This window comes from Novosphingobium beihaiense, assembly GCF_022832375.1.
In the GTDB taxonomy this organism is placed as follows: Bacteria; Pseudomonadota; Alphaproteobacteria; order Sphingomonadales; family Sphingomonadaceae; genus Novosphingobium; species Novosphingobium beihaiensis.
Genome location: NZ_JALHLG010000005.1, coordinates 604,924 through 627,363, shown reverse-complemented (window position 1 = coordinate 627,363; position 22,440 = coordinate 604,924). Strand labels below are relative to the sequence as shown.

The following is a 22,440-nucleotide window of genomic DNA, read 5'->3' as shown; positions in this document are numbered from 1 at the left end:
TCGAAAAGGAGGCACCCCATGCAATGGCTGCTGAACCTGCCGACCGTTCTGTGGCGCCGGTTGCTATTGGTTCTTCAAGGCGTGGGCGCGCTGTTCGCACTCGTTGGAACCGGTCTTGGCGCGCTGTTCGGCAAAGGCGGCACGCTCGCGGGCAGACTTGGCGCCGCCTTGACGGAACCTGCCTCGCAACGCCGCGTCTTTGCGGTGCTGCGGCTGTTCCAGCCCAACCTGGTTCTGAAACGGCGCATCATCGCCGCCTATCCCAGCAACGGCGTTACGGCCATTGCCACGCGCAGGGCAGATGTTGCGGACATTCTCTCCCGCGATGCCGATTTCGGCGTCGTTTACGCGCCGCGCATGGAGATGATCACCGGGGGAGAGAACTTCTTCCTCGGCATGCAGGATACGCCGCGCTACACGCAGGATGTCTCCAACATGCGTCTGGCGGTACGGCGTGACGACGTTCCTTCAATCGTCGTCCCCTGCGTTGCACAGGCCGCGGGCGAGATCGTGGGGGCCGTGCCGGGGGCGATCGATGTGCCTCAGGCGCTTACCCAGCCGGTCGCGGCGCATCTGCTCGATCACTACTTCGGTACGCCGGGGCCTTCACAGGCCGCGATCGTCGAATGGACGACGCTGCTGTTCTGGTACCTGTTCATCGATCTCAAGGCCGATCCAGAACTCGATGCGAAAGCAACGGCTGCTGCAGCGGAATTCCGGGCATGGCTGGACGGCCACATCGCCAGCCGCCGGGCGGGCGAGGGCGCGAAGGATGACATCCTCGGCCGCTGCATCGCTATGGGAGATGCGGGTTTGCCGGGGATGAGCGACCTTGGCATCCGCAACAACCTGATCGGCCTGTTGATCGGCGAATTGCCGACGCTATCGGCAGCCGCGAATCTCGCTCTCGATGAACTGCTAGGCCGGCCGGAAGCCTTCGCCGGGGCCTGCGAGGCCGCACGCATGGGGGACGACGCCGCGCTTGCGGCCCATGTCTTCGAGGCACTGCGCTTCCGTCCGCTCAATCCGGTGATCTACCGGCGCGCGATGTGCGATACGGTAATCGCGGGCGGCCAGTTCCGCCGCCGCCGCATCCGCAAGGACACGATGGTGCTCGCCGCCAATCTCTCGGCGATGTTCGATCCGCTGGAAATTCCGGATGCTGCCAGCTTCCGTACCGACCGGCCCTGGGAGGTCTACATGCTGTGGGGCTATGGCCTGCACAGTTGCTTCGGCGCGTACATCAACCACGCCGTACTGCCCGCCATGCTTAAACCGCTGCTGGCCCAGCCCAACCTGCGCCGCGCGCCCGGGTCACGCGGACAGATCGATACCGCAGGAACCCCGTTCCCGCAGCACCTCCACCTTGAGTTCGATACTTGAGCGCGGTGGCTGCATGTGGGCTTGCGCCAGCTTGTCCATCGAGCTTTGAACGTTTTGCTGGCAGCCAGAACTCAATCCGTTCCGCCCACGTCAGGTTTACTATCGCGGAAAAACTGGACGAAAAGCAAACCGGGGAGGTGCGTGGCAAGTATGCGGTTGCTATGGGGATTTTCCGGACGTTCGTGAACGTCTCTGGAAAGGAAAGTGGATCCCCGAGTAGCCGTCATTTGGCAGTTTCAGGCTGTTTTACGGCGCATCAATAAGTACGTAAATTAGATAGATATTTGAATTCTGCCGTCCCTGATATTGTCATCAACCGAACGACCATATACCCACGAATGGGGTGTCAGGGCGCCGAAGTTCACAAAGAAGGAATTTCGTTTTGACAGATTCATGATTGATCAAGACTGAGCAAATAGCCTCTTGCCCCTCAATCTCGGTGATCACCATGTTCTCACCACCGCTCTTGTGAACCACGGTTTCGCCAGCCTTGAAATTTTCGGTTTCCATAATGCCTTCTCCGCGTAATTATTATGCGATATGCTGACAAAAAGATGCTGCCTGCGCAATAAAATTTCTGCATGAGAACCATTAGTTGTCCACAACGATAAGCATATCGTCGCAATCAGTCACATTGGGGATGATAGGTGCTTTGGAAGGCTCAAGCTTTTCGCGAGCCATTTTCCTAGCTATTTCAATCACTTAGAAGGAAAGTGGCTCCCCGAGTAGGATTCGAACCTACGGCCATTCGATTAACAGTCGAATGCTCTACCGCTGAGCTATCGGGGAGCAGCCCTGCAATGTCTCCACCGCGGGGCAGGGGTGCGCCTATAAGCGGCCCTTGAGGGCTTGGCAACCCCGTCGATGCGGAAATTTCATCGAAATTTTTCCCACCGGCTCAGACCTGGAACTGCTCGGCGAAAATGCGCTCTTCCAGAGTATAGCCGGGGTCGAACAGCAAGGTCAGTTCCTTTTCCGCCGTGGCGGTAATGCGCACGGTGGAAACGTCGCGCACTTCCTTCTGGTCGGCGACGGCGGCGACAGGGCGCTTGCCGGGCTCGTGAATGCGGAACTCGACTTCGGCGCTTTCGGGCAGGATCGCGCCTTTCCAGCGGCGGGGACGGAACGGGCTGAGCGGGGTTAGCGCGAGCATACGGCTGCCCAGCGGCAGGATCGGGCCGTTGGCAGACAGGTTGTAGGCGGTGGAGCCCACCGGGGTGGCAACGAGAATGCCGTCGCCGGCCAGCTCCTCCATGCGCACGCGGCCGTTGATGCGCACTTCCAGCTTGGCGGTCTGGCGGGTTTCGCGCAGCAGCGAGACTTCGTTGATAGCGTAGTAGCTGAATTCCCGCCCGTCCTGCGTCTTGGCATACATGCACAGCGGGCGGACCGGCACGCGGTTGGCTTCGGCGATCCGCCTGGTGATCGGCACGTGATTGTGCTGGCCGTTCATCAGAAAGCCGACTGTGCCCAGGTTCATCCCATAAACGGGCTTGACGAAATCCCAGTCCAGCATTTCATGCAGCACATGGAGCAGAAAGCCATCGCCTCCGAGCACGACCAGCACATCGGCATCGGCTGGCGAAACCCATGAGTGGGCGTCCCGCAACGCCACGGCACCGGCCTGTGCCTTTGCGCTGTCGGACACGATCAGTGCCAGTTTCGGATCGTCGCTCATCACATTCCCTGGCCACTGCCGTCCCAATATGGGTGGGCTGTAAAATTTTGAACCGTTTGGCAAGGGCTTTGGGCTAGAGACCGGGGATGGGCGCACCACAGCAAGATCACGTTTCGGATTATTCCCGCAAGATCGAGGACCGCTTGACGGGAATTCCCGGCATTGCGGCTGTGCATGACCGCATTGCCGCCTGGCGCGCCGATCCGGCGATTGCGCCGCGCTATGCGCATGTTCACGCCATGCTGCTGGGGCTGCGGCGGCTGGAAACCATCAATATCACTTATGGCGAGGCGGCCGGGGATGGCGCGCTGGAGGAAGTGGCGAACCGTATTCAGCACTTCGCCTCCGAGGAACTGGACGGCCCCTGGCAGTTGGCCCGCATCGGCGGCGGCAGTTTCGTGCTGGCCGCCAACGAAGCCTGCAGCCGCGAGCGGTGGCAACTGGTGGCCGACCAGCTTGCTGATCTGATCGCGCGGCCGATTGCCGTTCCCACCGGCATCCTGCGCCTGTCTCCGCGCATTGCGCTACTTCGCGCTCTGGGTGAGGAGAGCGTCGAATCGATGCTCGACCGGCTCGGCACGACCTTGCAGCATGTGAGCGAGCAGCAGGGCGGGCGGCTTGCCTGGGCCGATGGCGAACTGACCCCTCCGGGCCGGTCCAGCGCGCAGCTTGAAGCGGACTTGCTGGAGGCGATCGACGGCGACCAGATCGAGATCCTGTTCCAGCCCCAGTTCAGCCTCGCCGACGATAGTCTGACCGGAGCAGAGGCGCTGGCACGCTGGAACCATCCCGAGTTGGGCCGGATCGGCGCGGGCGCGCTGTTCACGATTGCCGAGCGGGCCGATCACGTCGCGCAGCTATCGCATCACATCGCGCGCAAGGCGCTGTGGACGGCGCGGGACTGGGAGGGCGATTTGCGCCTGTCGATCAATGTCACGCCCGCCGATCTCGCCTCCGGCAGCTATGTCCACCAGATGCTCGATCTGGTGCGTGAAAGCGGATTTCCGCCGCGCCGCCTGACGTTGGAAGTGACCGAACAGGCCCTGATCAGCGACGTGACGCAAGCAGCGGAAATGATGGCGGAGTTTTCGGCTCAGGGCATCCGCATCGCGCTGGATGACTTCGGCGCCGGATTCTGCAACTTCCGCTACCTCAAAGTCCTGCCCATGCATTATCTGAAGCTCGACCGTTCGATGATCGAGGGGATCACGAGCGACAAGCGCGATGTCGCGGTGCTGCGGGCTATCGTGGCCATGGCCGATGCGCTCGATCTCAAGGTGATTGCCGAAGGGATCGAGGAGGAAGCGCAGCGCGAAGTGGTGGCACGCGAAGGCTGCATGTATTTCCAGGGCTTCCTGCGCGCGCAGCCGATGAGCGCGGCCATGTTCGAAAAGCTGGCGCGCTCGGCCAGCTAGGCTTCACCCGGCCTTGCGCGCGACGGCGGCCAGCCCCTTGGTAAGCTGGAACAGCCCGTTGAGGCGGCTCTTGGGATCGCCCCAGGCCCTTGCCAGCACCAGCTTGTTGTCCGGCCGCAGCTTTACCGTGCCTTTCAGGCGTTCGGCATAGGCGATCAGGCCCATCGGGTTGGGGAAGCTGTCGTTGTGGAAGCTTACCAGCGTGCCGCGCGGGCCCACGTCGACTTTGGCGATATGCGCCGCGATCGCCTGCCGCTTGATCTGGATGAGCTGGATCAGGTTGGCCGTGGCGGCGGGCAGATCGCCGAAGCGGTCGATCATCTCGGCCGAAAGCGCCTCGATCTCCTGCTGGTTGTCTGCATCGTTGAGGCGGCGGTAAAGCGCCATGCGCACCGCCAGATCGGGCACGTAATCGTCCGGGATCATGATCGGCGCATCGACAGTGATCTGCGGGGAGAGGCCCGAGGTGTCCTTCTCCAGCCCGGCGCCGCCCGCGCGCGCTTCCATGATCGCGTCTTCGAGCATCGACTGGTAGAGTTCGAAGCCCACTTCGCGGATATGACCGGACTGTTCGTCGCCCAGCAGATTGCCCGCGCCGCGAATGTCGAGGTCGTGGCTGGCAAGCTGGAAGCCCGCGCCCAGACTGTCGAGATCGCCCAGCACTTTGAGGCGCTTCTCGGCGACTTCGGAAAGCTGCTGATTGGCGGGCGTGGTCAGATAGGCATAGGCGCGCAGCTTCGAGCGGCCCACGCGCCCGCGCAGCTGATAGAGCTGGGCGAGGCCGAAACGGTCGGCGCGGTGGATGATGATCGTATTGGCGCGCGGAATGTCGATGCCGCTTTCGACGATGGTGGTGGAGAGCAGCACTTCGTACTTGCCCTCGTAGAACGCGCTCATGCGCTCTTCCACTTCGCCGGCGCTCATCTGCCCGTGCGCGGTGATGAACTTCACTTCGGGGACGTGCTTGTGCAGCCAGTCCTCGATCTCGGGCATGTCGGCAATGCGCGGCACGACGATGAAGCTCTGGCCGCCGCGATGGTGTTCGCGCAGCAGCGCCTCGCGCATCACCATCTCGTCCCATTCCATCACATAGGTCCGCACCGCGAGGCGGTCGACCGGCGGGGTCTGGATGGTAGAGAGTTCGCGCAGGCCGCTCATCGCCATCTGCAGGGTGCGCGGGATCGGCGTTGCCGTCAGCGTCAGCACGTGAACATCGGTGCGAAGCTGCTTGAGCTTTTCCTTGTGGGTGACGCCGAAGCGCTGTTCCTCATCGACGATGACGAGTCCAAGCCGCTTGAACTGCACCGTTTTCGACAGGATCGCATGGGTGCCGCAGACGATATCGACAGTGCCGCTCGCCAGCCCCTCGCGGGTGGTGCGCGCTTCCTTCTCGGGCACGAGGCGCGAGAGGCGGCCGACGTTGAGCGGGAAGCCATTGAAGCGCTCGGCAAAGCCCGCATAGTGCTGGCGCGCGAGCAGGGTGGTCGGCGCCACCACCGCCACTTGCTGCCCGGCCATGGCGGCGACGAAAGCCGCCCGCAGCGCCACTTCGGTCTTGCCGAAGCCGACATCGCCGCAGACGAGACGGTCCATTGGCTTGCCTTCGGAGAGGTCGCCCAGCACGTCCTCGATGGCGCGGTCCTGATCGTCGGTTTCCTGCCAGGGGAAGCGGTCCACGAACTGGTCGTAGGCCGAGCCTTCCGGCAGCAGCACCGGCGCCTTGCGCAGAGCGCGTTCGGCGGCGGTTTTCATCAGCTCGCCCGCGATCTCGCGGATGCGCTCCTTCAGCCGGGCGCGGCGTTTCTGCCAGCCTTCGCCGCCCAGCTTGTCGAGCGCGACGCCCTCGCTTTCGCTGCCGTAGCGCGAGAGCACGTCGAGGTTCTCGACCGGGATATAGAGCTTGTCGCCGCCCGCATAAGTCAGCATCACGCAGTCGTGCGGGCTCTGGCCCACCGGGATCGACTGCAAGCCTTCGTAGCGGCCGATGCCGTGATCCATGTGGACGATCAGATCGCCCGGCGTCAGCGCCGAAAGTTCGGCGAGGAAGGCGTCGGAATCCTTACGCTTCTTCTTGCGGCGCACGAGCCGGTCACCCAGGATGTCCTGCTCGGTGACGACTTCCACAGCATCGTTCGAAAAGCCGGTTTCCAGCGGCAGCACCAGTGCGGCCGAGCGGCCCTGCACGGCGAGCCCCAGCGCTTCCTGCCAGGTATCGGCCAGACGCGGCTCTGGCGCCTGTGCCTCGCCCAGAATCGAGACGAGGCGCGCCCGGCTGCCGGTGGAGTAAGCGGCCAGGATCGCCTTGCGTCCGCTCTTGCCCACGGCCTGCAAGTGCTTGGCGGCGGCCTCATAGGCATTGTCGCCGCGCGCCCGCTCGGGCGTGAAATCGCGGGCATTGCCAAAGCCGAAATCGATGACCTTGCTGCTTTCCGGCTTGGCGAAAGGATCGGCTTCATGGACGGGAAAGCCGCTGAGCGCCTGCCGCAGTTCCTCTTCGCCCAGATAGAGCGCATCGACCGCCAGCGGGCGATAGCTCCCCGCCTTCTGACCCGAGGTGTCGAGCCGCGCCTTGTGATAATCGGCAATGTCGCCGATCCGTTCCGCCACTGCGCCCGTGGCCGAACTGTCGGCGACGATCAGATCGTCACCGGACAAGTGATCGAACAGCGTGACCAGCCGGTCCTCGAACAGCGGCAGCCAGTGCTCCATGCCCGCCAGCCGCCGCCCGTCGCTGACCGCCTGATAGAGCGGATCGCCGGTGGCATTGGCCCCGAACATCTCGCGGTAGCGGCTGCGGAAGCGCTTGACGGTATCCTCGTCGAGCAGCGATTCGCTGGCGGGCAGCAGCAGGAATTCATCGATCGTGCCGGTCGAGCGCTGGGTGCCGGTATCGAACAGGCGCAGCGTCTCCAGCTCGTCCCCGAAGAAATCGAGCCGCAACCCGCCTTCAAGGCCGGACGGCACGATATCGAAGATCGACCCGCGCACGGCGAACTCGCCCGCATCGATGGCGGTATCGCTGCGCTGATAGCCCTGCCGCCGCAGCAGCGCGATCAGGCTTTCGTGGCCGATCTCCATGCCCGGCTTGATGAGCCGCACCGATTCCCGGATGCGAAACGGCGTGAGCACGCGCTGCAACAGGGCATTGGTGGTCGTGACCAGCAATTGCGGGCCGCTGCGCCTGGCCTGCAACCGGTGCAGCGCGGCCAGCCTGCGCGAACTGACCGAAAGAGCCGGGCTGGCGCGGTCATAGGGCAGACAGTCCCACGCCGGAAATTCGACCACGTCCAGCTCGGGCGCAAAGAACCGCGCGGCTTCGGCGACGGCACTCATCGCCGCTTCATTGTCGGCAATGAACACGGCGCGCGCGCCTTTGGCATGGGTAGCCGCGGCGCGGGCGAGGTCGGCCATGACCAGCGGCTGGCTCCCGCGCGTCACCGAGGCCAGCGTCAGCGGCGTCGTGGCCGAGAGAATGCGTTGAATGTCAGGCATGATGGGATGGCGCGGAAATAGCGGGTCGCGCGGGAATTTCAATCGGGAAGGGGGACGACGCCTAGGGCGCTGTACCGAGACGTCGGCTTCGCCCCTGTGTCAGTGCGGGACCATAAAGCGCCCCCCGCCGACCGCTTCCGGCGGGACGGCCGTTTCGATTTCGGCCAGGACGGCTTTCGGTAGCTGCAACGGCGCGGCGAGCCCTTCGTTCAACCGTTCAACAGTGCGCGCACCGATAAGCGGAATGATGTCCGGTCCCTGACTTGCCACCCAGGCAATGGCTGCCTGCGCCGCAGTGATCCCTTGTTTATCCGCGGCCTTGGCCAGCGCCGCCGCCAGGCGTTCATTTTGCGCGAGGTTTTCACCCTGAAAACGCGGGAACAGAATGTTGCGAAAATCGCCGTCCCCGCTTCCCTTGCTGCCAGTAAGCAAGCCTCTGCCCAAAACGCCATAGGCCGTGACCCCGATGCCCAACTCACGGCAAACCGGGAGTATCCCATGCTCCATATCGCGGGACATCAAGCTGTATTCAAACTGGAGCGCGGTGATCGGATGGGCCTTGTGCGCCCGGCGGATCGTAACCGCGTCGACATTGGTGATACCGACGTGGCGCACATAGCCCTGCTGGACCATATCGCCAATCGCCCCGATTGTTTCTTCGACCGGCACTTGGGGATCCAGCCCCGTCTGATAGAGATCGACATAATCGGTTTTCAGGCGCCGCAGAGAGTAGGCCAGAGCCGTCTTGACCGAGTGAGGACGCGCATCGACACCGATAAACGTACCATCCGGCCCCCTTTGCGCGCCGAATTTGAGCTGAATGAAGGCCTGTTCCCGCTTTCCGTCCAGCGCTTCGGCCAGCAGCATTTCATTGTCGCCCATGCCATAAAAATCACCGGTATCGAAAAGCGTGATGCCCGCTTCGAGCGCTGCGTGGATTGTGCCGATCGCTGCGCCACGATCGATCTGGCCATAGAATTCCGACATGCCCATGCAGCCCAGACCGATCGCAGAGACCTGCGGGCCGCCTTTGCCTAGCATCCGCTTCGCAAACATTCGCTTCAGCTCCTGATCGATTGAACGTTCGTGCGTTCCTTTCAAAGGTATCGAGCAAGGCCGCCGCACGCATTCCGGAACCTCTCAATCTTTTGCCTGATCCTATCGCGCGCCTTCCAGCGCGGGCGGGGATGCTGTATTTTTACGGCATGGAAGAGCTTCTAATTCGTATGCGCGAACGGGTACTTGGCCACGCCCCCGGTCCGGATGGAGCGACGGCGGTTCCCAACCTGTTTCTTGCCGTCTCGTTCCGTCGAACTGTTCCGGCGGCAACGCTGAATGACCCGATGATTTGTGTCGTCCTGCAGGGCGTTAAGGAGGTGTTGATTGGCGGGCATGTCTTGCGTTTTCAACCCGCAAGCTGTTTTGCCTCGACGATCGAATTGCCTGCTATGGGCTCTGTGCTCGAAGCGGACGCCGAAAAGCCGTACATCGCGGTGGCACTGAAGCTCGACCATGATGCTCTCGCCGCGCTTGTCGGCGATATTGCGCCGGAGCAGAAGAGAGCAAACGTTCATAGTGGATTCCGCACAGCGCCGGCAACGGCCGACTTGCTGGAGGCCATCGAACGGTTGCTGATGCTTCTGGAACAACCAGAGGACATCAGTGCACTCGGTGCAGGCCGGGAAAGAGAGGTCTTGTACCGTCTGCTGCAGAGCGGCCATGGTGACATGCTGCGGCAAGCCATCCAGCAAGGAAATGGATTTGGAAATATCCGGCGATCCATTGCGTGGATCAGGCAAAATCTTGATCAGTCGCTGCGAACGGAAATGCTGGCTTCGATTGCCGGTATGAGCGTTCCCTCGTTCCATCGCCATTTCAAGGCTGCAACGTCCATGAGTCCGCTGCAATACCAGAAGACGTTACGGCTGCAGGCGGCGCGGAGGCTGCTCGTCACGAGCACGGATACAACGCGGGCGGCGTATGCGGTCGGATACGAAAGCGCATCGCAATTCAGCCGTGAGTATTCCAGATTATTTGGTCTCCCTCCCTCCAGGGATGCAGCGCGGATGCAGGCCGCATCCAACGGGCCTGTCGAATACGTGTTTTGAGCTTTTTCTCCACATAGGTCCTGGCAACGCTCTTCGGGATGGAGAAAGCCCGTCTGCTGCCAGGCTCAGCTCCAGCTTGTTTTTGGCGCGTGGAAGCCAAGATGTGGTTGGTATGCGAATTGTAAGCTTTGCGGTCAGTCCGGCCAAAACCCGCCATTTCGCAACCGGCCCATTCCAGCCATTCCCCGGAATGAAACGCAAGTCCGCTAAGGCGGCGTCTGCCTGCCTCGGGATTGCCGCTCGGCTTCGCCACTAGAGCGTGATCATCTTTGAATGAAACGCTCGTCATTGCGAGCGAAGCGAAGCAATCCAGGGCGATGCCACTGCGCTCTGGATTGCCACGGCCCTGCGGGCCTCGCAATGACGATTCAAAGTAAAATGATCACGCCCTAGCAATGACAAAGAAAAGGGGCAGATTTTCCTACTCCGCCAAAACCTGCCAGACTCCCGGCGGTCCCGATGCAGGCCGCGTTCTTTGACATCGTTGGCGATCAGCAGCGGCAGCGTGAAGTTTTCCGCTGCGTAAGCCTATGTTTTAAAATAAAACGTTGGAAAATCTAACTGCGCCTATGTGGACAAACTTCGTGAGGTTCGGCCTCAGCGCGGGATCTCGACGTAATCGAGCTTCATCATCCGCTCGACCAGCGGGCCGCGATATTCCTCGGGGATGGACTGCGTGCCGAGCGCCCAGGCCATGATGTCCACGTCTTCCTCTTCGATCATCTTTTCGAACAGGTCGATATCGGCGTCCGACCATTCGGCGTGGAAGCGGTCGAAAAAGCAGCCGATCATGTAGTCGGCCTCGCGCGTGCCGCGATGCCAGGCGCGGAACTTCAGGCGGGCAAGGCGTTCAGCGTTCTTGGGTGCAAGCTCGGTCATGGCCCCGCGCGGTAAGCCAGCACGCGTGGCATGGCAAGTGGCGCCGCATGGCGCTAAGAGCGTCTCCATGCGGCCTGAAGCGCTCAATTCCCTGTTCGTCGAAATAGACGCTCTCGAAGGTGTCGGGCCCAAGTTGCGGCGCCCGTTGGAAAAGCTTGGCCTCGCGCGGATCAAGGACGTGGCCTATCACTTGCCCGACCGGTTCGTGGAGCGGCGCGCGGTGACGAACCTCGACGAAGCCGGGGTGGGGGAGAATATCGTCGTCGCGCTGACGGTGCGCGAACATCGTTCCCCCTCCGGCCGGGGACCGTTCCGGGTGCTGGCGGAGGACGGCGCGGGCAATGTCTGCACGCTGACGTATTTCGGCCGGGCCTCCTACACGGCGAAGAAACAATTGCCGGTGGGAGAGAGCCGCTGGGTGGCGGGGCGGCTCGATCAGTATGGGCAGATGCTGCAGATCGTGCATCCCGAGCATGTGTCGGACAGTGCCTCGGCGCCGCTCGGGCAATTGCGCGAGGCGGTCTATCCGCTGTCCGAAGGGTTGACGCAGGGGAGGGTGGCCGGGCTGGCGGCGCAGGCGCTCAAGGCCTTGCCGGAGCTGCCCGAATGGATCGAGCCCGGCCTGCTGGCGCGCGAGGACTGGCCCGACTGGCGCACGGCCCTGCGCGAGGCGCACAAGGGGCCGAATGCTCCGGCGCGCGACCGGCTGGCCTATGACGAACTGCTCGCCAATGCGCTGGCGCTAATGCTGGTGCGGCAGAGCAACCGCGCGCAGCGCGGTACGCCGCTGGCCGGGGACGGCGCGCTGCGCGGCAAGCTGCGGCTGCCTTTCGCGCTGACCGGGGCTCAGAAACGCTCGATTGCAGAGATCGAGGGCGACATGGCACAGCCCGCGCCGATGCTGCGGCTGCTGCAGGGCGATGTCGGCTCGGGCAAGACGGTGGTGGCGCTCTCGGCAATGCTCATCGCGGTGGAGGCGGGGGCACAGGCGGCGCTGCTGGCGCCGACCGAAATTCTGGCGCGGCAGCATTACGAGACCTTGCGCAAGATGCTGGAAGGCACCGGTGTCGAGATCGCGCTGCTGACCGGGCGGGACAAGGGCAAGGCGCGCGAGGCGATCCTGATGGGCCTCGTCGATGGTTCGATCCAGATCGTGGTGGGCACGCACGCGATCTTTCAGGACACGGTGGAGTACCGCAATCTGGCGCTGGTGGTGATCGACGAGCAGCACCGGTTCGGCGTCGGCCAGCGGCTGATGCTCGCACGCAAGGGACGCCGCACGCCGCATACGCTGGCGATGACGGCGACGCCGATCCCGCGCACGCTGACGCTGGCGCAGTACGGCGAGATGGACGTGTCGCGGCTCGATGAATTGCCGCCCGGACGGCAGGCGATCGATACCCGCGTCGTTTCGGTGGAGCGGCTCGACGATGTCGCCGGAGCGCTGGCGCGGCATTTCGAGACCGGCCAGCAGGCCTACTGGGTCTGCCCGATGGTGCGGGAGAGCGAAACCGACGATATCGCCGCGGCCGAGGCTCGCTATGCGGCGCTCAAAGAGAGGTTCGGGGATGAGGTCGTGCTGGTCCACGGCCAGCTCCGGCCCGAAGCCAAGGATGCAGCGATGGAGCGCTTTGCGGCGGGCGAGGCCAGGCTGCTGGTGGCAACGACGGTGATCGAGGTGGGCGTGGACGTGCCGAATGCCACGCTGATGGTGATCGAGCAGGCCGAGCGCTTCGGCCTTGCCCAGCTCCACCAGCTTCGCGGTCGTGTCGGGCGGGGCAGCGAGAAATCGACTTGCCTGCTGCTGCGCGGCGCTTCGCTGTCGGAAACGGCCCGCCAGCGCCTCGCCCTGATGCGCGAGACGCAGGACGGGTTCCGGCTGGCGGAAGAGGATCTCGAATTGCGCGGCGGTGGCGAGCTGCTCGGTACCCGGCAATCGGGGGATACGCCGTTCCGCATCGCCAGTCTGGAGCAGATCCAGAAGCTGCTGCCCATGGCGCACGACGACGCCCGGCTGTTGATGGAGCGCGACGGCGGCCTGTCCGGAGCGCGCGGAGAAGCGGCGCGGCTGCTGCTTTACCTGTTCGAACGCGACTGGGGCGTGCAGCTTCTGCGCGGCGGATAACGCAACGTCCCAAGAGAAAGGGCGGAGAACCTCTCGATCCCCCGCCCCGTCGTCAGTCTGACTGTGCCGCCGTCAGCGGCGATCAGCGCGAACCGAAAGCGTAACGCACGTTGATACCGAACTCGCGCGGCGCGGTCGTGGTCACGCCGGTATACGTGCTGGAGAACGTCCTCGCTGCACCGCCGGCGGCGATATTGCGGTACGGCGTGAACAGCGGATCGGTTCGGGTCAGCGTCTTGGTGGTATCGAACAGGTTCTTTGCAAAGAGCGAGACTGTCCATGCCCCGTCCGTCGAGCGGACGCCGGTGTAGAGGTTGAACAGCCCATAAGAGCCGACATCGTCGTAGATATTTGTTGGATCGACACGGGAATTGCCGTTGAAGTTCAGCAGTCCGCGGACATAGGCGTCGATGGAGTCCGAAACGGGAATACGGTATTCCGACGTCAGCGTCGCGCTAAACGGCGACTGGAAACCCGAACGCTGCGACACCGTGCAGGCCGAGAGATTGTCGCTGCCGACGGCTGCCTGAAGTTCGTCAATGCTGGGAGCGGAAACCGTCGCATCGGGTACTCCGTCACCGTTCAGATCGTTGCACGGGATCGTGCCGTTCTTGATCTTGCCGATCGAGTAGCTGCCGCTGATGCTCACATCCCAGTTGTCAGTAACGGCCATCGACAGGTCACCTTCGATACCGTTTACTTCCACCGGCACGGCGCCGACGAAGTTGAACTGGGCCACTTCCTGAGTACGAACGCCAGTGGTGCGGTCTTGGGTGGTGTTGACGAAGTATACCCCCTGACCGGGGACGCGATAGGGATAGTTCTTGAACTTCTGGTGGTACGCCGTGAGGTTCAGGTGGGCACGCCCGCCGAAGAGCGTGCTTTTCATGCCAATTTCATACGACTTCGACGTTTCGGCCGACAGTTTCTGGAAGCTTTCCTCCAGAGCAGACTGCTCAAGGCTGAAGTCACCCACCGCATTGATGCCCGGGCGCCAGGAACTGCCGGTGCTGACGTAGACCATCAGATCCGGTGTGAAATTATGCTTCACCGATGCGCTGTAGATCCACTTTTTGCCGTCCTGCCTGTCGAAGCGGATCTGCTGGCCGCCAACGATCAGGGCGCTGGTGTCCTTGTAGTCGATGTGGCGCAGACCGCCTGCGATTTCGGTGCTGTCGCCGATGTGCGCGGTCAGGTTCCCGAAGAACGACTGCTCGTGGGAGTCGCCGGTGCGCTCGATGTCTGTGAGAACAACGTCGCTAAGCTGTGGCGAAACGGCCGATGCAAGAATGCCCCGGCTCGGATCGAGCGGATTGGGCATCCCCAGAATGGTCGGGTTGCTCAGTTCGGTCGGGGTCGAGTTCTTGTAATCGAAGAAGCCGGCCACATAGTCCAGCATGCCGAACAGGCGGGCGTCGTTCTGCAGGCGGACTTCGTGCGACGTCGAGGAAATGTTCGAATAGTTGCCGCGGGTGATATCGCCAGGGAAGAAGTCCCCCTTGTCGATATTCTCCTGGCCTGAGAGCTTCTGGGTGTAGTGCTGCCCCTGATAGATGAGCACCTGCCCCAGCGCGGAAACTTCCGACCGCCAGTTGTAGATGTCGTAAATCTGGCGTGTATCGCGGCCGTGCTCCATGTTCGAAAGGCGATCGGAGCTGGAGATGTAGCGCGGGCTTGCCGGCGCATCGGGGTTCGCTTCGCTGAACGAGGCCACCTGATCGTAGTCGCGGGCGTTGCGGTCCAGACGCTGATAGAGGCCTTCCAGCTTCAGCCAGTCGGTGGGCTGAACAAGCGCGGAGATGCGGCCGCTCTTGGTCCGGGAGAAGGGATCCTTGACGGGGTAAATCGAGCGGACGCGGGTGCCTTCGTTCTCGTCCCACACACCGGCGGCGCGGATGGCGGCAATGCCCTCGATAATGGGAATGTTGACGGCACCCTTGAAGTTCAGCGTGCCGATGTCGTTCGCCGTCATGTCGGCGAAGCCGCCGTATTCATAGAGGTCCGGCTTCTTGGCGGTGACGGTGATCGAGCCCGACGGGGAGGCGCGGCCACGCAGCGTACCCTGGGGGCCGCGCTGTACTTCGATCTGGCCGATGTCGTACATCTGCTGAAGAATGACACCAGCCGTGATCGGCGCGTCGTTGAAGTAGAATTCGACAGTGGGGTTGTTGCCGCTGGCCGTGATGTCGAAGTTGACGCCGCGCAGCTTCGCGCCACCGCCAACACCGTTGCCTTCGGTGCTCAGCTGCAGGCCCGGAACGATGGCCGCCACATCCTGGAAGCTGCGAATGTTGAGTTTGCTGACATCGTCGGCCGATACGGTATCGATGACCGCGGGAACATCCTGCACGTCTTCCGCGCGGCGGCGCGTCTGAACGATGATGACGTTTTCCGTATACGAAGTGTCGGTGCTCGCTTCGGCACCGGCATCCTGAGCCAAGGCAGGTGTTGAAAGACCGGCCACGCTCGCCGAGCACAGCAGCAGAGTCGAAAGAAGACGCATATTCTCTCCCAAGAGGTAGTGCAGGATTTCCAGTTCTTGCGATCACGAACTGAAACCACCTCAGTTTTAAGTCAACGAGGGGCTTGGAAGATTACGTACCAGCGATACTCTGTGACTTCCGGGCAACGGGTCGGCGAAGAAGTGCAGTTCAAATGGCTGTAACAGGCCGTTTTCGCGCTTCATATTTTGCGCTGGCTGCGGTGACCTGAAAATGCCGTGCCGACTCGGGTTGTGTCCGCTGGAGTGAGTCTCGCGGGCCTTGACGCTGAAAGAGTGAATGGCACCCGCAGCCAATCCGGAAAACCGGATTGGCTGATATACATTATGCGGATGAAAATGGTCGGGGAGAGAGGATTCGAACCTCCGGCCCCTGCCTCCCGAAGACAGTTTTACCCGTAGGTTTCGTGTCTCCTGATGGCCCTTAAAGCCTTGAAAATGCGTGCGTTTTGTCGCTCATAACGATCATAGCGGATACGGGTTGATGGTGCAATCACAGAGCTCAGTGTGACACGATTGTGATCGGGATTGCCCGTCGTCTTGTTAAAGATGACCGGTCCAGACCCTCGAATAAGCCAGCGATCAGTCGTCGTCGATGGGATCGAAAGCGCATTCAACTGGCTTGATGGCCTGCCCGCTGCTCTCAAGCTGACGTGAGGCAAGGAAGTGTAAGAACGCAGGCTGTTGTAGGACACGGCGAGTGAAGTGAGACGCATCCTTGATGCCTACAGCGTCCCTCAGGTCCTTCTTCTTCATGGGTGATGGTCCAGTGGTGGCGAAGTGGGCGTCTACAAGCTCCATCGCCTTGCCTACGGCTTCCGACGCTATGCTGCCCTCTCTCCACTTCGCGTAGCTATGGCCGGGGAACAGTGTTTCGAGAAATGTCTCTGTGTCTGACAGGGACGTAATCAGGAAGGCGTTGCATCGGGCTGTACCTCCACGGATGGACTTGCGAACTGACGCTCGGCAGAGGGCCTGAAGGAGGTTATGGGCGTGTTCGCCTGTCTCCACGTCCCGCACGTTGAGGCTGCTCGCCTCCACAGGACCCAAGCCAGACGCAGCCATCGCTATCGCCTCGTAGGTGGCAGGTGGATAGGTCCACTGACCCACAATCACGATGTTATCGGTATCCCTGAAGGCGTTGGTGCTTGTGTGTAGACCCCAGTGGAGCCATTCCAACTGAGCCCCCTCATCGCCGATAGCATGCTTTACGGCCAGCTTCAGGGGATCAAGGGTGTCCTTGTAGGAAACGACTAGCCACTTACCTTTGGGATCACGTCGCCAAGCCTCTGCGATACCTTCTGCAATTTCCCGACGATCAAGATCACTGAAAAGGGCTTGCTTGCCACTGCTCCTGTGCCAGTGGTGAATTGTCATGTTGTGGAAGCTGTGCCCCGCTCCGGGCAGTATCGCGACGTTACGACGATGTTCGGCCCAGAGCTGATATGCGGTCCTGACCCTTGCAGATGCGTCGACAACGACAACAGGGGCGAAGTCATCGGGCAAGACAGGTGTAGAGCCGACCAAGACTGTGCCTGCGTGAGGCTGATCTCGCAGGACCATCTGACAACCGATCATCTGTTGCAGATTTTCGAGTAGGGTCTTCTCTCCCTTCGTCTCGACCGATGCCTTGGCTCGCTGCAATGACGATGGGCCAAGGGTCAAGCTGTCAGGCACAGTGATCACGTCCCCATCGTTCTGCGCGACCATCGAGGCCGCGAAGGTGTCCAATGCGTTTGCGAACGCTGGCAGGCGCTTACGAAAGGATCGGACCATTCCACTGAGTGTGTCCCTATCCATGACAACATGGGCAGCGGGCAAGATACTCTCGTCCCACAGTCGCAGGGCGCGGGGTGAGCCTTGGTAATGGAACTCGGCAGCATCTGCGAAGGAACGGCCTTTGGTCCTGCTTCTGATCATCTGCTGTGTCGTGAAGAGGACCCTTGCTTCACCGTGCCGGTCCTCAGGGAGGCCAAGGACGTTCATTTCGTCCTTGCTCGTGAAGACCCCGAACTCATGGGAGAGAAGCCCCATTTCATTGATCATCTTTTCCAGTTCGGCAAGCGTCGATAGGCCGATCAGGATGCTGGACGCAGGCTGATAGCCCGCCTGACGCCATGCCTTCACGAAGCTGATGCAGGCTCGGGTCTTCCCCATGCCAGGGTCGAGAGGAAGGACGTAGTAGCACCGTTCCAGATCGCCTTGCAGACCACGCTCCAAGACCCTCATGAAGCCTCTCAGGGCAGCTTCTTGTTCGCCGTGGGGAGCAGACCCTTTCTCAGTCAGATATGCGGAGAGGTCATCGTAGGCAATGCCTGCGAGAGTGATCATTGTCAGTGCCTTATGGGTCAATGTCTGAAGAGATACAGGGAAGGCTTGCGCTGCCTTGAGCCGTCTAAAAGTTGTTGATTGCCTATCTCTTAATAGGAACGGGTCCACTTTTCTGCATCCCCCTTCGTTCACCTGAGGGGAAGGAGAAGGTCCTGCTCTGGTCGACGAAATAGGGTCCCCTTTCCCTGCCTTCGACTACCCTGAGCCGGAAACAGGAAGGGGTCTTCAAAAAAGCCGGTAAAGGCCAGCTCTGGTTGTTGTTGTCCAAGGTCTGAGAGGCGGGAGCTTGCCCGGAAGTTCAGCTTCCCTTGATCTTCGCCAGTATCTGCTCCCTCGGAGGCTTACCGTCGACCAGTTTCTCGACCAGCAGGAACAGACCCTTGCCGTTCATGGTCTGCTCCCAGAGTCTGCCCACGGCCACCTTGTTCTTCGTGTCGTCCGAGGTGACGATGTGCCCGCCCTTGTACTCGATCAGCAAGAGCCGCCCATCGGTCAGCTCGGCCACGAAGTCAGGGTAGAAGCGGTTTTCGGCCAGCGGGAGCCACAGGGCGTCCTGATGTTGTGAGACGTTCCTGACCCAATGCTTGAGGATGTCCGCAGGCAGGTTGTCGAGTTCCTTCGCGCACTGTTCCTCGTCGCCTCCCGGTTTGCCGTCGAAGGCGGGAATATGGTCCGGGCCGAAGAAATGCTTCTGGAACTCGTAGCCGCCGTGGTAGAGCTTCACGCCTCCGAACATGCCGTCCTTGAAGGTGAAGCCGTTCTCGAAGCTGATCTCAGGCTGCGCCTCGCTTCCGAAAAGACTGGCCTGATAGAGGTCGCCCCGTTCCTTCTTCCTGATTTCGGCCACACGCTCCTTGAGCTTGCGGGCAAGGACGTACTTGCACTGCATCAGACCCGGAAGAGGCAGGTCCCGCGCTCCCGTCAGATGCGACACGGCCTTGGTCAGCCACTCGATCAGTTCCGTGGGGCTCAGGTCAGCCTCTCGAACCTGTTTGGCGAGAAACAGGACCAATCCGGTTTCGGTCCATCCTTCCACGTCTACGTCGAAACTGATCTGGGTTTCGGGATCACGGCTGGACACTGTGACCTTTCGCCCGTCTAGGTCGATCTCGAAGGTATTGGCTGTTTGCTTCACGTCGAAAGCCGAACCGTCAAGCTGGGCTGAATGGCTAAGCAGCGACCAGTTGCAATGCTCCATCAGCAGGTCCGTTTCGGCCAACTCAAGCTCGCCTTGAACGTGGACCATGAGAGCGGGCACGGTGAAGGTGAGCCCTTTTGCCGCAGGAGACATACGGGCCGCGTTCTCGGCCTCGTAAGTGTCCAGAGCTTCCTTGACCTTGTTCGCCACCGCACCGGGGATGGCGGCACGAACTTTGGCCTTCTCATCGGGGGTCAGGAAGCCAACGACGCGAATGACCTTGCCCTGATCAGTTGTCGAGACTTGGACCTTTTCAGGAGCCACGTCGCGCAACAACGCCTCGTCTTCTTCGCTCAGGTCTACGTTGACGGTGATGGAGGGTTTGGGGCGAGCCTGAGGGCCGAACAGACCAGTGTCGAGGTCGCCCTGCTGCGGCTGGATGTTCTGAGTGGCTTCGGTTTCGTCGAAGCCCATCGCCACCATCTTGTCGCGCAGGGCCATCGCCGCAGCAGAGAAGCTCGGGGAAGCTAGGTGCGCGTAGGCCTTGTTGAGCCGAGGGTCTTTCCGCGCTTTCGCGTACGGCATCCGTAGAACGCGTCCCAAAAGCTGTTCGGCATCGGTCGCGTTTTCGATGTTGGCGAGGGAACAAAAGACGTAGGCGAAGGAGCAGTCCCAGCCTTCCTTCAGGGCCTCCACCGTGATTACGAAGTCGACCTCGCAGGCAGGGTCGAACAGGTTCACGTCATCCAGTTCGCGCTGATCGCCGGTTGCGATGGCGATGCGGTTTTCGGTTATGCCTTCGTCCAGCAGGTACTGCTTCAGGGTATCGACGTTGGCGGTCTGGTTCTTGTTCTGAGCTTGAAACAGGACGATGGGACGGATGTACCGTGCGTCCGTCTCCGCAATGTCCTGTAGCTCCTGACGCTTCAGGATCGCCCCGTCGACCGCCTGTTGCCATGTTGGATGCTCGGCCAGCATGACCGGCAGCTTGATCATGTCTTCGTTCTTCAGCTCCTGCGCGGTGACGGAGTGGAGCAGGTTGGATTGGAGCCGAGGAGTCGCGGTGAACTCGATGATGGCCGTGGGGTTCACTCGCCGTTGCATTTCCTGCGAGAGGCCCGTGACCGCCTGATGCGCTTCGTCGACGATCATCAAGGGGCGGTGGAGGTGGAGCAAATTGGCGAAGGAGTAGCGGATGGTTCCCGCGCCCTTCTTATCGTCCTCGATCTTCTCAAGGCCGGGGGCCTTCTTCGGGATTGCTGCGAAGTGGGGTTCCAGTGCCTCGTTATGGGCATAGACCTTGCGCCCTTCGGTGTTCGACACACGCAGGGTCTGGATGGTGCCAACTATGACGCAGCAGTTGGCGGTCAGGTCATGGGGGGTGAGCTGGGCGAAATCGCCAATGTCGACCACGCGCACTTTGCCGCCAAAGGCATTGTCCAGCACTTTCCGATAGGGATGACGCGGGTTCTTCAGGGCCTCCACGGTCTGCTTGCGGATCGTGGTGGTGGGGACCAGCCAAAGGACCAGCGGATAGTCCTTTTCGATCCATGCCTCCCGCGCAGCGTCGATGCTGTGCGCGGCAAGGATGGTCTTCCCGCCGCCGGTAGGCAGACGCAGGCAGACGTAGGGGGCGTCCGTCAGTTCCTTTAAGGGCCGATAGGGCGTGAGATAGGCCCCTAGACGCTGCTGTATCTCAGGCTGGCTTGTCACGGTCCTGTAGGCTTCCACAGGGCCGGTAACGCGGGCTTCGGCAAGGTAATCGCGCAGCGTGCCAAGCGCGGCCTTCTGGTAGGTCTTGAGTTCCATCAGGCGCGGGCCTTCACGTCATAGGGGGTCTGCTTGAAGGTGATCTTCTCGCGTTCCAGGGTGGCGTCGGAAAGGATGCAGCGTTCGCCATAGATCATAAGCGGCCCGTCGAAGCCTTCGGGCAGGTCTTGCCGAATGACCTTCAGTGTGGCGCGGGTCAGGACGTTGCCGCCATCGACCGAACGATCCTTGAGGATGCCATTGTAGAGCAGGGCCAGAGCCTTGCCGTCTTTGATGCCCAGAACGGTTCCCTTGCGGCTGGGCTGCTCCCATGGCTTTTCCTTCTCGGAGAACCAGACGTGCGCCGCCAGCGTGTCGAACTCGATGTTGGGCCGGATTTGCCCTTGGTCATCGAAGACGCTTGGGCCGAGGCGGAAGAAGCGGAAGCCGCCACCGCCTTTCCAGGCGACTGCTTCGGAAATGCCGCCCTGTTCGCCTTCCACGACTTTGGAGAGGCGCGGCTGGCAGTGCGTTGCAGCATGGTCGCCCATTTCGATGCCGATGTAGCGACGGCCCATCTTGTGCGCGACCGCTGCCGTGGTGCCGGAGCCGAGGAAGCTGTCGAGAACCAGATCGCCGGGATTGCTCGCAATATGCAGCGTACGACGCAGCAATGCTTCCGGCTTTGGGGTGATGAACACATCTGAACGGGAAAGGGCGAGGACCTCCTTCTTAGCATCCTGCGTGTGGCCTACTTCTTCGTAAGACCAGTAGGTTTGCGGGACTATTCCTTGCTTAACCTCTGACAGGAACCGCTTGATTTGTGGAATGGCGCTGCCATCCCGGCCCCACCAAATGCGGTTGTCGCGATCCAACTCCCAAAACTTGTTTTCAGCAACGCGCCAGTAGTTTCCGCCCGGTGGCCGCTCTATAAACCGACCACTCGGGCTGGTGATCGAGTATATCCCTTTACTGTAAAAGTTGCGGGCCGAAAGATCGCTCGTTTTCCATGGCCCTCTCGGATCACCGTCTGGGTTTTTGTACGCCGTGTTCTGCTTTTCCGTTCGCGGCATTAGATTTGGGCGCCACTTTTCGGAATTCTTAGCGTAGACCAGTAGATAGTCATGGTCTTCAGAGAAATGTCTTGCTGTCGACTTCGGAGAGTAGTTCTTCCTCCATATCATCGAAGAAAGGAAATTCGACCTCCCGAACACCTCGTCCATGATGACCTTGAGGTAGTGTCCTTCGTTGTCGTCGATGGACACCCAGATACTGCCTTCTTCCGCCAGTAGCTCGCGCAGCAGCACGAGGCGCGGATAGATCATGGCGAGCCACTGCGAATGTTCCAGATTGTCGTCGTAATGCTCGAAGGCCGACTTGGTGTTGTACGGCGGGTCGATGTAGACGCATTTCACCTGCCCCGCGTAGTACGGCAGCAGGGCCTTCAGCGCCTCAAGGTTGTCCCCCTGAATGAGCATGTTGCCCGCATCGGGATCGCCCGCACCCAGCTCGGGCACTTCTTCCAGCAGCCGATAGGGCACCGCATCCGCCGCCTTCACATCATCGTCGCGGGTCCACCATTGAAGTGTCGGCATCAGTCATCCAGCGCAGGAATTTTCTTGGTCGCTGGGGAGATAGACAA

The 22,440-nt window shown here is 61.4% G+C and carries 13 protein-coding genes and 1 tRNA gene; 4 read left to right on the top strand and 10 right to left on the bottom strand.

All coding sequences use genetic code 11. From position 1 onward, the window contains the following. Positions 1-18 precede the first annotated feature (18 nt). Positions 19-1,383, top strand: a complete 1,365-nt coding sequence (locus MTR66_RS06580) for a cytochrome P450 (RefSeq protein WP_243918888.1) — start codon at positions 19-21, stop codon at positions 1,381-1,383. Between the two features lie 312 nt (positions 1,384-1,695). Here the strand turns inward: MTR66_RS06580 and MTR66_RS06575 are convergent, their stop codons facing one another. The 3 genes from MTR66_RS06575 to MTR66_RS06565 all read right to left on the bottom strand — a co-directional run bounded on the left by MTR66_RS06575 (position 1,696) and on the right by MTR66_RS06565 (position 3,061). After that, positions 1,696-1,893 carry a hypothetical protein gene (locus MTR66_RS06575; protein WP_243918887.1) on the bottom strand — a complete coding sequence of 66 codons (198 nt, stop codon included), beginning with the start codon at positions 1,891-1,893 and terminating at the stop codon, positions 1,696-1,698. A 204-nt stretch (positions 1,894-2,097) separates the two neighbouring features. Beyond that, positions 2,098-2,172 (bottom strand) — tRNA-Asn (locus tag MTR66_RS06570). A gap of 109 nt (positions 2,173-2,281) precedes the next feature. Continuing rightward, positions 2,282-3,061, bottom strand: a complete 780-nt coding sequence (locus MTR66_RS06565) for an NAD kinase (RefSeq protein WP_243918886.1) — start codon at positions 3,059-3,061, stop codon at positions 2,282-2,284. A 143-nt stretch (positions 3,062-3,204) separates the two neighbouring features. Here MTR66_RS06565 and MTR66_RS06560 point away from each other — a divergent pair, with 143 nt between their 5' ends. Then, entirely contained in the window at positions 3,205-4,476 is a 1,272-nt protein-coding gene (locus MTR66_RS06560) for a bifunctional diguanylate cyclase/phosphodiesterase (RefSeq protein WP_243918885.1), read from the top strand. A 3-nt stretch (positions 4,477-4,479) separates the two neighbouring features. Here MTR66_RS06560 and mfd read toward each other — a convergent pair whose 3' ends face one another. Both mfd and MTR66_RS06550 read right to left on the bottom strand, forming a co-directional pair. After that, complete coding sequence (gene mfd / locus MTR66_RS06555; RefSeq protein ID WP_243918884.1) at positions 4,480-7,968, bottom strand: transcription-repair coupling factor; 3,489 nt, start codon at positions 7,966-7,968, stop codon at positions 4,480-4,482. 99 nt (positions 7,969-8,067) lie between these two features. After that, positions 8,068-9,024 (bottom strand): aldo/keto reductase, encoded by a 957-nt coding sequence (locus tag MTR66_RS06550; protein ID WP_243918882.1) that lies wholly within the window; start codon positions 9,022-9,024, stop codon positions 8,068-8,070. A gap of 20 nt (positions 9,025-9,044) precedes the next feature. On the opposite strand from MTR66_RS06550, the gene MTR66_RS06545 reads away from it, so the two are divergent. Continuing rightward, a complete protein-coding gene (locus MTR66_RS06545) occupies positions 9,045-10,076 on the top strand; it encodes an AraC family transcriptional regulator (protein WP_243918880.1) in 1,032 nt (343 codons plus the stop codon). A gap of 597 nt (positions 10,077-10,673) precedes the next feature. On the opposite strand, the gene MTR66_RS06540 is transcribed toward MTR66_RS06545, so the two are convergent. After that, positions 10,674-10,955 carry an FAD assembly factor SdhE gene (locus tag MTR66_RS06540; protein ID WP_243918878.1) on the bottom strand — a complete coding sequence of 94 codons (282 nt, stop codon included), beginning with the start codon at positions 10,953-10,955 and terminating at the stop codon, positions 10,674-10,676. 67 nt (positions 10,956-11,022) lie between these two features. Between MTR66_RS06540 and recG the strand changes: the two genes are divergently transcribed. Beyond that, positions 11,023-13,080, top strand: a complete 2,058-nt coding sequence (gene recG, locus MTR66_RS06535) for an ATP-dependent DNA helicase RecG (RefSeq protein ID WP_243918877.1) — start codon at positions 11,023-11,025, stop codon at positions 13,078-13,080. Between the two features lie 82 nt (positions 13,081-13,162). On the opposite strand, the gene MTR66_RS06530 is transcribed toward recG, so the two are convergent. The 4 genes from MTR66_RS06530 to MTR66_RS06515 form a co-directional block, all read right to left on the bottom strand. Beyond that, positions 13,163-15,583, bottom strand: a complete 2,421-nt coding sequence (locus MTR66_RS06530) for a TonB-dependent receptor (protein ID WP_243918876.1) — start codon at positions 15,581-15,583, stop codon at positions 13,163-13,165. 579 nt (positions 15,584-16,162) lie between these two features. Further along, positions 16,163-17,911 carry a hypothetical protein gene (locus tag MTR66_RS06525; RefSeq protein WP_243918874.1) on the bottom strand — a complete coding sequence of 583 codons (1,749 nt, stop codon included), beginning with the start codon at positions 17,909-17,911 and terminating at the stop codon, positions 16,163-16,165. 298 nt (positions 17,912-18,209) lie between these two features. Further along, positions 18,210-20,858: a DEAD/DEAH box helicase gene (locus tag MTR66_RS06520; protein WP_243918872.1), complete on the bottom strand. Its 2,649-nt coding sequence runs from the start codon at positions 20,856-20,858 to the stop codon at positions 18,210-18,212. Then, entirely contained in the window at positions 20,858-22,393 is a 1,536-nt protein-coding gene (locus MTR66_RS06515) for a site-specific DNA-methyltransferase (protein ID WP_243918870.1), read from the bottom strand. Before MTR66_RS06515 ends, MTR66_RS06520 begins: the two co-directional genes overlap by 1 nt. Between the last annotated feature and the right edge of the window lie 47 nt (positions 22,394-22,440).

Bases quoted from the DNA above. Each gene is read 5' to 3' on its own strand.
- MTR66_RS06580 (WP_243918888.1), top strand. From the start codon at position 19: ATGCAATGGCTGCTGAACCTGCCGACCGTTCTGTGGCGCCGGTTGCTA.
- MTR66_RS06575 (WP_243918887.1), bottom strand. From the start codon at position 1,893: ATGGAAACCGAAAATTTCAAGGCTGGCGAAACCGTGGTTCACAAGAGC.
- MTR66_RS06565 (WP_243918886.1), bottom strand. From the start codon at position 3,061: ATGAGCGACGATCCGAAACTGGCACTGATCGTGTCCGACAGCGCAAAG.
- mfd (WP_243918884.1), bottom strand. From the start codon at position 7,968: ATGCCTGACATTCAACGCATTCTCTCGGCCACGACGCCGCTGACGCTG.
- MTR66_RS06550 (WP_243918882.1), bottom strand. From the start codon at position 9,024: ATGTTTGCGAAGCGGATGCTAGGCAAAGGCGGCCCGCAGGTCTCTGCG.
- MTR66_RS06540 (WP_243918878.1), bottom strand. From the start codon at position 10,955: ATGACCGAGCTTGCACCCAAGAACGCTGAACGCCTTGCCCGCCTGAAG.
- recG (WP_243918877.1), top strand. From the start codon at position 11,023: ATGCGGCCTGAAGCGCTCAATTCCCTGTTCGTCGAAATAGACGCTCTC.
- MTR66_RS06530 (WP_243918876.1), bottom strand. From the start codon at position 15,583: ATGCGTCTTCTTTCGACTCTGCTGCTGTGCTCGGCGAGCGTGGCCGGT.
- MTR66_RS06525 (WP_243918874.1), bottom strand. From the start codon at position 17,911: ATGATCACTCTCGCAGGCATTGCCTACGATGACCTCTCCGCATATCTG.
- MTR66_RS06520 (WP_243918872.1), bottom strand. From the start codon at position 20,858: ATGGAACTCAAGACCTACCAGAAGGCCGCGCTTGGCACGCTGCGCGAT.
- MTR66_RS06515 (WP_243918870.1), bottom strand. From the start codon at position 22,393: ATGCCGACACTTCAATGGTGGACCCGCGACGATGATGTGAAGGCGGCG.